This is a genomic window from Streptomyces siamensis, assembly GCF_039543605.1.
Lineage (GTDB): Bacteria > Actinomycetota > Actinomycetes > Streptomycetales > Streptomycetaceae > Streptomyces > Streptomyces siamensis.
Window position 1 is genome coordinate 36,600 of record NZ_BAABKB010000012.1, and the last position, 11,898, is coordinate 48,497.

Genomic DNA, 11,898 nt, shown 5'->3' on the forward strand with positions numbered 1-11,898 from the left:
CGGAGGGAGAACGCGTTTTACAGGGACGCCGAGCCCTCCATGGGGTCCAGGTCGTCCACGATGTACGTCTTCACCAGCGGGCGGCCGTCCTCACCTGCCACGACGATCCAGGTCTGGTAGGCGTCGAATCCGAGCCACTGACTGCGTGCCGCCGGCGGATTCCAGATGTGGGCCTGCCAGTTGACAACCACCTTGACAAGCGTCTCACCGCCGACGGCGGGCTCCACCTCGACGCTCTTGAGCTCGTGCACCTCGTCGAAGAAGCGATTGGTCACCGCCTCGTACCAGCCCTTGAACTCGTCCAGGGTGGTGAGCGTCGCCTCGGGGAAGCGCATCTCCAGGCCGTCCTGGACGAGATAGGGCAGCACCTGCTCCAGCGGGACGTGCTGGTCCAGTGCGACGTACCAGTCGCGGACCGCGTCCTTGATGGACTGTTCGGTCAGCGAGGCGCCGAGCAGCGTGGATTCGGTCATGGGAAGCCTTCTTCCTCGTACGCGTGTGATCGGTCTCTTTCAGTCAAGGCAGGCCCCCGGTCGCTTCCAACGACTTGGCGGTTCGTCGCGCGAACTGTGCCAACTCCCGTGCACAGAACCCGACGACGGCCTGCCTGCCTTCTCTCCGCCTCGCCGCCGTGCGCGGCCGGCGCACAGTCGGGAGGCACCGCACGGGACGCGGGCACGCACGGAGCGCGGGCACCGCACGGTCCAAGGGCACCGCACCGGACACGGGCACCGCACGGCGAAGGGCGGGCCGGCCGTCGCTGCGGCCCGCCCGCCCCCGCCGGTGGTCAGGAGGCGTCCCGGTACCCCTCGCTGACCTCGACGATCACCCCGTCCGGGTCGGTCAGCCAGACGGTCTGCCACCCGGGGATGAAGTCGTCGAAATGCAGCGGTCCCAAAGTCACCGGAACCTCGTCGCCCACCTTGGCCAGGAAGGCCTCCAGGTCGTCGGTCTGGAAGGCCAGATGGCGGGCCACGCCCGGCTGCGCGGGGCCGTCGCCGGCCGGCTTCACCAGCGGCTCGGTGTCGGTGTGGAACAGCTCCAGGTACACGTCGCCCTGCCGCAGGAACACGATCCGGTCGTCGTCCAGTTCCACGGTGCGCGCCCGGCTGAAGCCGAACCACTTCTCGTAGAAGGCCTCCGTCGCGCCCAGATCACGGCAGTTGAGCCCCACATGGGACCACCGAAGGCTCATACGTCCCCCTTGATCAGGTCGGCGGCGCGCTCGGCGATCGCCGCGATGGCCGTGTTGCAGTTGCCCGACGGCACCGCGGGCATCACGCTCGCGTCGACGACCCGCAGCCCGCGCACCCCGTGCACCTTCAGGTCCGGGTCGACGACCGAGAGGTCGTCGATGCCCATGCGGCACGAGCCGGCCTGGTGGTGGTAGCTGTCCGCGCGCTCGCGCACGAACCGCTCGATGTCGGCGTCCGTGCGCACGTCCCGGCCGGGCAGCAGCTCCCCCTTGAGGTGCTCCTTGAAGGCCGAGGTCGCGAAGATGTCGCGGGACAGCTTCACCGCCTGCACCAGACGCTCCACGTCGGAGCGGTCCCCCAGGTAGTTGGGGTCGACCAGCGGCTTGGCGAACGGGTCGGCGCTCGCCAGCCGCACCGTGCCCCGCGAGTTGGGGCGCACCACACCGGGCAGGATGCTGACCGCGTTCGGGTGCTGCTGGCCGACGATGATGTCGAACGGCACGTGCACGAAGGCGATCTGCAGGTCGGGGGCGATCATCCCGGGCCGCGAGGTGGCGAAGAGCGCCGACTCGGAGAGGTTCTGATGCCCCTGCTCCACGGGCTCCGCGGTCTCCGCGATCAGACCGGTGAGCACGTGGTTGTGGAAGTTCTCGCCCACACCCGGCAGCGCGTCCGTCACGTCGATGCCCAGCGGCCGCAGCTGGTCGGGGGATCCGATCCCGGACAGCAGCAGGATCTTGGGCGATTCGATCGCGCCCGCGCACAGCAGGACCTCGGCACCGGCCCGTACGGTGTGCTCGCCCGGCTCGCCGGGGCCCGCGTTGGGCACGGTGCGCCCCTCACCGGCGGGGGCCACGTCCTGCTGGACGTAGGTGACGCCGGTGCACCGGCCGTCCTCCACCACCAGTCGGGAGACCTGCGCTCCCGTACGCAGCGTCAGGTTCGGCCGGTTCAGGGCCGGTTCGAGGTAGGACACCAGGGCACCGCGCCGCCGGCCGTCGCGGGCGTCGAGGTGGTGCCAGCCCGCGCCGATCATGCGTGAGCCGTTGAAGTCGTCCAGCTCGGTGTGCCCCAGCTCCACGCACGCGTCGATGAAGGTGCGGGAGAGCGGGTTGGGCCGGTGCGCTCCCGCGTTGGTGACGACCTGGGGTCCGCCGACGCCCGTCTCGGGGCCGCGCGGGTCCTCCTGGTCCTCCATCCTGCGGAAGTAGGGCAGCAGGTCCTCGTACGACCATCCCGCGGCGCCCTGGTAGGCCCAGGCGTCGAAGTCCGAGGGGTGCCCCCGGACGTGCATCATGATGTACAGGTTGCTGCTGCCGCCCGGGATCTTGCCCCGCGGCTCGTACGTCGAACGTCCGCCGAGGGCGGGCTGCGGAACACTCGTGTAGCCCCAGTCGACCTCGGAGCCCAGCAGCGTGAACCAGAGCGGTGCCTGGTCGACGTTGGCCGGGATGTGGTTCCCGCCGGCCTCCAGGAGCAGGACCCGTACCGCGGGGTCCTCGGTGAGACGTGCGGCGAGCACGGAGCCCGCGGTGCCCGCGCCCACGATGATGTAGTCGTAGTCCTTGTGGTCCTCGTGTTCCGCCATGGCGGCTCCCGCCTCTAGTCGGTCCCGAGCACGGGCCGGAACGGGACGGTGTCGTGGTGGTTGGACATGTACGAGATGAGACCGCCCTCCACCCGGAAGTAGTTGACGACGTCGGCCTCGATCGGCTCGCCGGCGTGCGTGGCCGCCGAGATGTGCGAGACGACGGCGGCCTGCTCGCCCTCGACCACGATGTGCCGGGGGGTGTTCGTGAACGAGGCGTACATCGCCGGGAAGCCCTGCATCATGGTGCGCAGGGTCTCCCGCCCCTCCACGTGCCCGGCGAGCTGCTCGTCCATGGTCTGGCGCTCGGCGAACAGGTCCGTCCAGGCGTCCCAGTCACCCTTGTTGGCCAGCTCGTAGTAGCTGTTCACCACTTGCCTGGTGTCCACGTGAGTCTCCCTCGGGCAGGGCTCAGACGGCGATGCGCTCGTCGATCGACTTGAGCTGGAAGACCGTCCACATGAAGCGGTCCACGCTGTGCTGGTCAGCGGTGTGCACCTGGACGTCGGCGATCTTCCCGTCGCGGATGCCGTACGTCGTGGACGTCGGGAACAGGTACTCCTCGGTGTCCGCCTTCGCGTGACCGAGGTGCTTCTCGACGACGGTGCCGTCGTCCAGCTCGCCGAAGTGGACGTTGTCCACGGTGACGCCGGCCTTGAACAGCTCGCCGAAGAAGGCCATGACCTGGCCGGCACCCCGGTGGTCGCCGGAGAGCGGGTGGTGGCCGGGCATCTTCCAGGAGATCTCCGGGTGGAACAGCTCCTCCTGGATGCGGTCCAGCTGGCCGGAGTTGAAGTACTCGTACATCTTCAGAACCAGGTCGGTGTTCGACACAGCGCTCTCCTCGGATCGTGGTGGTTGTCTCGCAGCGGCGGCCGGGCCCGGCGGGGGGGGCGCGTTACCGGGCCCGGCGGCCGCTCGGCGGGACCCCTGCGCCGTGAAGGGGGGATCGGCGCACGCGGTCCGGCCGGCTCGGACGAAGAACTGGTCGTTCCTGAATTTCGGGAGACCCTCGAAAGCGGCATCCTGCGAATCCAGCGGAAAGGCGTTCCCCTTCCCCTGCCTTTCTGCGGGATCGCCGCCGAGTAAGAGTGAAACGGCGCTCCCTCTTCCCTTGCGACAACATGGGACTACGTCGACGACACTTCGGCAGGTCCGCGACGTACTCGCCCTCCGCGCACGAGACTTCCTGCATGTTGAGCGCACAGCGCGGCAGCGGGCGCCGCTGGGTGAGCCTCGCAGTGATCCTGGCCGGCGCATTCATGGCCATTCTCGATGTGGCTGTCGTCAACGTCGCCATGCCGTCGATCCACAGTGATCTCCATACGAGCCTCGGCGCCGTCGAATTGGTGGTTTCCTCATACACCCTTCTCTATGCGAGTTTCCTGGTGACCGGTGGGCGGCTGGGTGACGTCATCGGCCGGAAACGCATGTTCATCACCGGTCTCGCGGTGTTCACGGCGGCGTCCGCGCTCTGCGGTCTGGCCCCCGACATCCGCGTCCTCGTCGCGGCACGCGCGCTGCAGGGCGTGGGCGGCGCGCTGTTGTACCCACAGGTCCTCGCGATCATCCAGGTGACCTTCGAGGGCCCCGAACGCGCCCGTGCCCTGGGCGTGTTCGGCTGTGTGGTGGGCGTCGGCGCCATCGCCGGGCAGATCGTCGGCGGGCTGCTGCTCGCCTGGAACGTGTTCGGCCTCGACTGGCGGCCGGCCTTCCTGATCAATGTGCCGATCGGTGTGGCGACCATCGTGGCGAGCCGGGCGCTCCTGCCGCCGGACGAGCCGCCCCGGTCGCGTCCGCACCTCGACGGGCGCGGCTCCGCGCTGTCGGTGCTGACCCTGGTGCTGCTCATCGTGCCGCTGCTGATGGGCCGCGACGCGGGCTGGCCGCTGTGGATGCTGCTGTCGCTCGCCGCCGCTCCCCTGACCGCCGTGCTGTTCCTGCGGCACGAGCGCGCGGTCGCCGAGCGGGGGCTCGATCCGCTGATCAGGCTCTCTCTGTTCCGCAACCGCGGCTTCGCGGGCGGAGTGCCGATCGCCGCCATGTTCAGCTTCTCCTACGTCGGCTTCATGCTGGTCCTCGCGCTGTACCTGCAGATCGGTCTGGGCTTCTCACCGCTGCACGCCGCCCTGGTGTACACGCCGAACGCCGTCGGCTTCCTGATCACCTCACTGCTGGCCGCGCGGATCACCCGCCTGCTGGGGCGCCATGTGCTGACCCTGGGCTATCTCGTCGCGGCCGTCGGACTGTGCTCGGTGGCCGCCACCAGCGCCGCCCAGGGAGCCGGGCTCAGCGGCTGGGAGCTCGGGCTGCCGATGTTCATCGCGGGCCTCGGCCAGGGTCTCGGCATGACCCCGCTCATCGGCACCATCATCGGCACCCTCGCGCCACGCGACGCGGGAGCCGGAGCGGGCGTGGTGACCACCACCCTCCAGGTGGGCAACGCGCTGGGAGTCGCCCTGATGAGCCTGCTGTTCTTCGCGGTGCTCGGCGACGGCACCTCCCACGCCGCCTACGCGACGGCCTTCTCGCAGGTGCTGCCGGTGGCCGCGCTCGTGACGCTGGTCGCCGCGTTCATGGTCACCCGGCTGCCCCGCGGCACCGGCGCCGGCAACGCCCTGCTGGAACGGCTGCCCGGCCACACGGTCGGCTTCGCCTACTCCATGTACCTGATGACCGGCGGCCGTATCGGTGACCGGCTCTTCCACGAGATCCTCGGACACGTCACCGAGCGCCGCGAACGCGAGATCCGCGAGGCTCCGAGTGCCGCCGGGGACTTCTTCGTCTACCACTTCGAGTCCGCGCACCACGACGCCGCCTGGCTGACCTACCTCACGCGCGAGGCGCTCGCCTACGGCAGCGCTCCCGTACCGCACGAGGAGGAGCGGCGCGCCGTCATCAAGTCGCAGGTGGACGAGATCCGCAGGCGGCAGTCCGGCGGAGAGCTGCGCCCGGAGCTCGATCCCGAGCTGCTGCGGCTGCTCACCTTCGCCCTCACCAACTATCCGCGCCTGCTGCCGCAGATCACCCGGATGGCGACGGGCCTCGGCCCGGACGACCCCGGGTTCACCGCGCGCTGGGAGCTGTTCCTCCAGCAGCTGGGAGATCTGCTGCACGCGGGCCCGCCCACCACGTCCCTACCGCGCGTGAGCGCATCCTCCGGAGGACAGGAATGACCACCATCGATCCCTTCGACCCGCTCGAACCCTTCGATCCGTTCGACTCGTTCGACGTGATCAGCCCGTTCGACGAGAACCTCGTCATCGATCTGCCGGTGTACGAGACGGTGCTCGGCGAGGCCGCGGCCCGCGGCACGAGCCCGGCGCTGATCGACGGCGTGACCGGCCGCGCGATCGGCTACCGGGAACTGGAGCGGGCCACCCGCCGGCTCGCGGCGGGACTCGCCGACGCCGGCGTCGAGCAGGGCGACGCCGTGGCGCTGTTCGCCACCAACACCCTGTGGTACCCGGCCGTGCCGCACGCCTGCGCACGCACCGGCGCCGTGGTGTGCGTGCTGGACAGCCAGGCCGACGAGGCGGAACTGGCCGCCCAGCTGACGGAGAGCGGCGCGCGGTGGCTGTTCACCACGCCCGCGCTGCTGCCCATCGTGCGTGAGGCGCAGCGCCTGCGCGGCGCGGGACAGCGGCCGGTCGAGGAGGTCTTCACGCTGGAGCCGGTGGACGGCCACCGCTCGGTCCAGGACCTGATCGCCTCGGAGTCCCCGGAGCCGATCGTGGACATCGAGCCCGTCACGGACATCACCGTGGTGCACCACGCGGTGGGTTCCCGGCGGCGCGCCCAGCTCACCCACTCCGACATCGCTGCGGACCTCGCCGTGCTGGCCTCGGACAATCCGCTGGAGAAGGGCGAACGGGTCCTGGCGGGCGTGCCGTTCGCACAGCAGGACGGCCTCGCCTTCCTGACGCAGCACGCGCTGCGCTGCGGTGCGGCCGTGGTGGTGGTGCCCGAGCTGATGCACGCGCCCGAGCTGCTCGACGCGATCCGTGACCAGCGGGTGCGTACGGCCTTCGTCACCCAGTCCGTGCTCTACGGCCTGGTCGCCTCGGCACCCGAGGACGTCGACGAGCTGGGGTCGCTGGAGCGGGTCGTCTGCGTGGGTCCCGAGCTGACGCCGGACACCGCGGAGACCTGTGCGGCCCTGCTCGGTGTGGAGCACATCGAGTACCTGGGCCGGCAGGCGTTCGCCGGGATCGCTCCCCCGCTCCCGGGGGCCTGAACCGCATGAGGGTGCCCCCGCCGGAGATCCGGCGGGGGCACCCTCATGTGCGCGCTCACAGGTGCAGATCGCGGCTGAGTGCCGCCTCCTCGAAGTCGAGCTGGTGGACGACCTGGCGGGCCACCTCGTCGTCGAGACGTCCCTGGTTGCGCATCATGATGAACGCCTCGCGCTCGGCCGTCAGCATCTCCCTGCGCAGCAGCCGGTAGGCGGCGGACGGCGACTGGCTGCCGAGCCGGCCGTCGTCGCGCAGCCGCTCCCAGGCGGCGACGCGGCGGTACTCGGCGACCTCCCGCAGCCGCAACACCACATGCTGCGGACAGTGCTTGTGTTCGTGCGCGACCAGTTCCTCCAGGCGGTGCTGCGCGAGCCGGGCCGCCTCCTCCTGCGCCTTGGCCTCGGCGAGGTGGTCGTCGTGCTCGCCGTTCGTGCCCGCGATCCCCAGCAGGCGTACGAACGCCGGGAATCCGAGCCCCTGCACGAAGAGGGTGCTCAGGGTGACGGAGAAGGTGAGGAAGAGGACGAGTTCGCGGTGCGGCATGTCGTCGGGCAGCGCGAACGCCGCGGCCAGTGACACGACGCCGCGGATGCCGGCCCAGGACAGCGTCGCGGGCAGCTGCCACGGTGGCGAGGGGTCCCGGGCGCGCAGCCGGGGCGACAGCCACCGCGGCAGATAGGTCGCCGGGAACACCCACAGGAAGCGGCCGAGCATGACGGTGGCGGAGACGGCGGCGGCGTACCAGATGAGGGACACGGGCGAAATGCCGTCCAACGATCCTAGGACCGGGCGGAGTTGGAGTCCGATCAGGGCGAACACCAGGGATTCCAGCAGGAAGACGATCAGCTTCCAGGAGGCCTGCTCCTGGATACGGGCCGCGTGCGAGGCCCGGTTGGAGTGGTGTCCGAGGTACAGCCCGGCGGCGAGGACCGCGAGCACTCCGGAGGCGTGCAGGTACTCGGCGAGCGCGTAGGTGACGAAGGGCACCAGCAGGGAGACCGCGGTGTGCGCGACGGCGTCGCCGAGCCAGCACTGGAGCCTGCGCACCGGCCAGGCGATGAACAGGCCGAGGAAGAGTCCGCCCGAGCAGGCGAGCACGAAGTCGCGGACGCCGTCGAGGAGGGAGAATCCGCCGCCCGCGACGATCGCCACGGTGATGCGGTACGCGGTCAGGCCGGTCGAGTCGTTGAACAGCGACTCCGCGGTCATGATCCGTACGAGTCTGCGGGGCAGCCCGAGTCTGCGGGCGACGGACACGGCGGCGACCACGTCGGTCGGTCCGAGGACGGCGCCCAGCACGAAGGCGACGGGCCAGGACATGCCGGGGACGACGGTGTGCGCGACCAGCGCCACCAGCGCCATGGTGAACAGGACGAGACCCACGGACAGCAGGGCGATGGGGCGCGCGTTGACCCGGAAGCTGAGGACGGAGCTCTCGCAGGCCTCCGAGTACACCATCGGCGGGATGAACAGGAACAGCACGACGTGCGGGTCGAGATGGTAGTCGGGCACGCCCGGCACGAAGGAGGCGAGCAGACCCGCGAGGACCAGGCTGACCGGTGCGGAGATCTCCGCCCGCCGCACCACCACCGCGAGCAGGGTCACAGGGACCACGAGGAGCAGGACGTCGGTCACAGGGCATCGCCCGGCGCGGAGTACGACGGGGCGCTGCCGCCCGGCGCCGGATGCAGATGCCGGCCGAGGCCGGCCAGCCGGTGCTGCTTCGGCCGGCAGCCGCAGTGACAGCTCGGCGCCATGCCCACCAGAGCGGTCTCGACGACGGCCGCGGCCGTCACCGGCACCGTCAGCAGGCCGAGCGCGAGCAGGCCGGAGCGGCCGTCCGCCACGAACGGGACGAGCACGGCGACGGCGGCGACCGTGAGGCGCACGGTGACGACCGAGCGCGGCAGTCGCCAGCGGGGCCAGGCGAACACGGTGTGGAAGCCGACGGCTCCGGCGCACATCAGCCACAGGACGGGGGTCTCCGGCGCGGCCCGTGGGTGCGCCACGGCCGACCACACGCCGACGGCGATCGCGGAGACCGAGCCGAGGAGGCAGTAGTGCCCGTAGGCGAGGAGCTCACGCACCACGCGGCTCTGGTTGTCCTCGGTGCGCAGCTGGTGGGCGATGCGGCTGTTGCTGAGGTGGAAGTAGATCCACCACAGGGAGGCGACGAGCAGGAACGCGGTGCCCAGCGCCACGGCCTGGCCCGCGGAGAAGTCGTGCGGGATCTTCCCTCCGGCGTCCACGAAGGGCACGCCCAGCGCCAGGATGACGACCAGGCCGAAGCGTTCGGGCAGGTGCAGCACGTCGACGCGTATGTGGTTGAGGCGTCTGCGCAGCAGGAAGGTGCTGGACAGTTCGACGGCCATCAGGACGGCCCAGGCCACCCGCTGCTGCTCGTGGCCGAGCCCGGCGGTGAGCAGCAGCAGCGGCGCGGTGAAGAACGCCGACACGGAGAACGGGTTCAGCCGCAGCCCGCCGAAGACGTCGATCGCCCACCACAGCAGCAGGGCGCGCAGCAGCAGGTAGGCGCCCGCGAAGAAGAGGCCGTGCCCGTGCAGGGCGGTGGGTGCGGCGATCGTCATCATCGAGGTGATCAGCGTGATGGCGAAGAGCCGCAGACGGTTCTTCACGTCGTGCAGGTCGGTCAGGTTCGACAGGATCCCGGTGCCCACCCACGACCACCAGAACGGTGTGAACACGGCCCAGGCGTTGACCAGGCCGGTCCAGGAGACGTCGTCGGCGAGGGTGTGGGTGACCTTGTTGACCGCGAAGACGAGCACCAGGTCGTAGAAGTGCTCCGCCACGTTGATGCGTTTGGACTGGATGAGCGGTGCGACGCGGCTCGTCGCCATGTCAGCCTCCGGCGGTGGGCCTCACCCGGTCGAAGCTGTGGCGGAAGTGCGCGTCGACCGCCTCGACCGCGGAGCCCACCTGGGGCTCCTGGTCGTAGAAGTCGAACTGCGTGCCCTCCAGCCACAGCACGCGGGCCGCCGTGGGCAGCAGGGTCGCGAAGCGCCGTACGCCGTCGGGCAGGGCGGCCTGCTCGCTGTGCACCACGATGGTGGGGACGTCTATCCGGGGCGCCGAGGGGATCGGGCTGAAGGTCAGCCAGTCCCACCAGCCCATCACCGCGAACCGGTTGGGCCACTCGGGCACGCCCCCTCGCTCCGGCGAGAGGTAGTAGTCGTAGGGCCCGTACATGGCGGCCTCGGGGTCGGTCTCGCTGACCGCCTTCACATAGCGGACGGTGCCGGTGCGGGCGTACTCCTCGCGGGCGAGTGCCGCCTCGTCGAGCTTGCGGCGCACGGCGTCCTGGCCGCCGTAGACCTGGTGCACCAGGGAGGCGTCGTGCAGCCACGGGGCGACGAGGGCGAGCGAGCGCACCCGGGGGTCGTTGGCGGCGGCGACCGCCGCGTAGCCGCCGCCCGCGCAGACGCCGAGCAGGCCGACCGACTCGGGGTCGACCATCGGGTTCTCCAGGAGGTGGCTGACCGCGCTGCTCATGTCGCCGACCTTGCGGCCGACCAGCTCGGTGTCCCGGGGGTGCCCCGTGGACTCCCCGTGGCCGGTGAAGTCGAAGGCCAGGGCGAGGTATCCGAGCCGCGCGAGGCGTTCGGCGTACAGGCCGGCCATCTGCTCCTTGACGGTGGTCCAGGAGCCGGCGACCACCACGGCGGGGCGCGGTTCGCCGTCCTCGGTCTGCGCCAACTGGTAGAGGGTGCCGACCAGTTGCTCACCCTCGCTCTCGAAGGTCACGCGTGCCCTGCGCACCATGGGCGTCTCCTCGATGCGGCGGTCCGCTTCCATGACTGTCATCCTCACGAGCAGTTAAACGGGGAGTCAAATCCGTGCCCGGCCAAGGGGCGTACTCTGTCGAGTCGCGCTCCGTGGCCGGATCAGGCGGACTTCAATTCGGCCGGGTACAGGAAGTAGTTGGCCGCCGAGGCGGCCTGGGAGCCCTCGTGGACGGCGGCGCTGACCTGGTGCGAGTGGAGCGAGGAGACGTCACCGGCCGCGTACACCCCCTCGGCCGACGTCTTCTGCTCGGGGTCGACGGCGATGTGGCCGCTCGGCGCGAGCGCGAGACCGAGGGTGCCGGCCAGGGCGATCTCCGGGGTGGCGCCCTGGATGCTGAACAGGGCGTCCGCCTTCAGGTGGTGTCCGCCGCGGGTCACGACGGTGCGCAGCATGCCGTCCTCCCCCTCCACCGAGTGGATCCGGTCGTGCAGGACGGGGATGCCGGCCGCGTCCAGACGCCGCCGGTACAGCGGGCTGATCTCGTCGCTGCGGCTGTTGGTGAGCAGCTGGATGTCGTCGGTGAGGCTGTGCATCTGGAGCGCCTCGGCGGCGGTCGCGTCGGTGTGGCCGGCCATGAGGACGCGTTTGCCGCGGTTCTCGTAGCCGTCGCAGGCGATGCACCAGAACAGGGAGCGGCCCACGTAGGACTCCCAGCCGTGGAAGTGCGGGAAGTGGTCGAGCACACCGGTGGCGATGACCAGCGTGCGGCCGGTCCAGGAGCCGGTCTGCGCGCGCACCGTGAACCCTCGCCCGGCGTCGCCCTCGGCGCGCACGACGGCGTGGTGGACGATGCGGGCCTGCGGGTACGCGGCCAGTTGGGCGCGGCCCAGCTCGCGCAGTTCGACGGTGGGGATGCCGCCCGGGAAGCCGAGGTAGTTCCGGTTGACCTGGTGATGGGTGGAGCGTCCGTGTCCGGTGTCGAAGACCAGCACACGGCGGTTGTAGCGGGCCAGGCACAGGGCGGCGGACAGACCGGCGGGGCCGCCGCCGACGACCAGGGTGTCGGCGTCGGGAACCGATGGGGCCGTGGTGGCCATGGGGTGAACCTCTCCGTCCGTCCGGGACTTCGGATGCC

General features: G+C 70.6%; 11 protein-coding genes. 2 read left to right on the top strand and 9 right to left on the bottom strand.

Features of this window, described 5'->3' with window-relative positions; translation table 11 throughout:
- Nucleotides 1–17: 17 nt before the first annotated feature.
- The 5 genes from ABEB03_RS18475 to ABEB03_RS18495 form a co-directional block, all read right to left on the bottom strand.
- The gene (locus ABEB03_RS18475) at nucleotides 18–473 is read right to left on the bottom strand and encodes a hypothetical protein (RefSeq protein WP_095937471.1); all 456 of its coding nucleotides are present in this window, start codon (nucleotides 471–473) and stop codon (nucleotides 18–20) included.
- Between the two features lie 314 nt (nucleotides 474–787).
- Nucleotides 788–1,195: a VOC family protein gene (locus tag ABEB03_RS18480; protein ID WP_345649872.1), complete on the bottom strand. Its 408-nt coding sequence runs from the start codon at nucleotides 1,193–1,195 to the stop codon at nucleotides 788–790.
- On the bottom strand, nucleotides 1,192–2,784 hold the full coding sequence (locus ABEB03_RS18485; protein WP_345649875.1) for a GMC family oxidoreductase: 1,593 nt from the start codon (nucleotides 2,782–2,784) through the stop codon (nucleotides 1,192–1,194). The genes ABEB03_RS18480 and ABEB03_RS18485 overlap by 4 nt, the downstream gene beginning before the upstream one ends.
- Nucleotides 2,785–2,798: 14 nt before the next feature.
- Entirely contained in the window at nucleotides 2,799–3,173 is a 375-nt protein-coding gene (locus ABEB03_RS18490; RefSeq protein ID WP_345649879.1) for a nuclear transport factor 2 family protein, read from the bottom strand.
- A gap of 22 nt (nucleotides 3,174–3,195) precedes the next feature.
- Entirely contained in the window at nucleotides 3,196–3,618 is a 423-nt protein-coding gene (locus ABEB03_RS18495; RefSeq protein WP_179332629.1) for a nuclear transport factor 2 family protein, read from the bottom strand.
- A 359-nt stretch (nucleotides 3,619–3,977) separates the two neighbouring features.
- Between ABEB03_RS18495 and ABEB03_RS18500 the strand changes: the two genes are divergently transcribed.
- Together ABEB03_RS18500 and ABEB03_RS18505 are read left to right on the top strand one after the other, a co-directional pair.
- Nucleotides 3,978–5,960 (top strand): MFS transporter, encoded by a 1,983-nt coding sequence (locus tag ABEB03_RS18500; protein WP_345649883.1) that lies wholly within the window; start codon nucleotides 3,978–3,980, stop codon nucleotides 5,958–5,960.
- Nucleotides 5,957–7,021 carry an AMP-binding protein gene (locus ABEB03_RS18505; protein ID WP_345649885.1) on the top strand — a complete coding sequence of 355 codons (1,065 nt, stop codon included), beginning with the start codon at nucleotides 5,957–5,959 and terminating at the stop codon, nucleotides 7,019–7,021. The genes ABEB03_RS18500 and ABEB03_RS18505 overlap by 4 nt, the downstream gene beginning before the upstream one ends.
- A 55-nt stretch (nucleotides 7,022–7,076) precedes the next feature.
- Here ABEB03_RS18505 and ABEB03_RS18510 read toward each other — a convergent pair whose 3' ends face one another.
- The 4 genes from ABEB03_RS18510 to ABEB03_RS18525 form a co-directional block, all read right to left on the bottom strand.
- Nucleotides 7,077–8,654 (bottom strand): Na+/H+ antiporter, encoded by a 1,578-nt coding sequence (locus ABEB03_RS18510; protein WP_345649888.1) that lies wholly within the window; start codon nucleotides 8,652–8,654, stop codon nucleotides 7,077–7,079.
- Complete coding sequence (locus ABEB03_RS18515; RefSeq protein ID WP_345649891.1) at nucleotides 8,651–9,877, bottom strand: low temperature requirement protein A; 1,227 nt, start codon at nucleotides 9,875–9,877, stop codon at nucleotides 8,651–8,653. Before ABEB03_RS18515 ends, ABEB03_RS18510 begins: the two co-directional genes overlap by 4 nt.
- 1 nt (nucleotide 9,878) lies before the next feature.
- Complete coding sequence (locus tag ABEB03_RS18520) at nucleotides 9,879–10,832, bottom strand: alpha/beta hydrolase (protein ID WP_345649894.1); 954 nt, start codon at nucleotides 10,830–10,832, stop codon at nucleotides 9,879–9,881.
- Nucleotides 10,833–10,921: 89 nt separating this feature from the next.
- A complete protein-coding gene (locus ABEB03_RS18525; RefSeq protein WP_345649897.1) occupies nucleotides 10,922–11,860 on the bottom strand; it encodes an NAD(P)/FAD-dependent oxidoreductase in 939 nt (312 codons plus the stop codon).
- Nucleotides 11,861–11,898 lie beyond the last annotated feature (38 nt).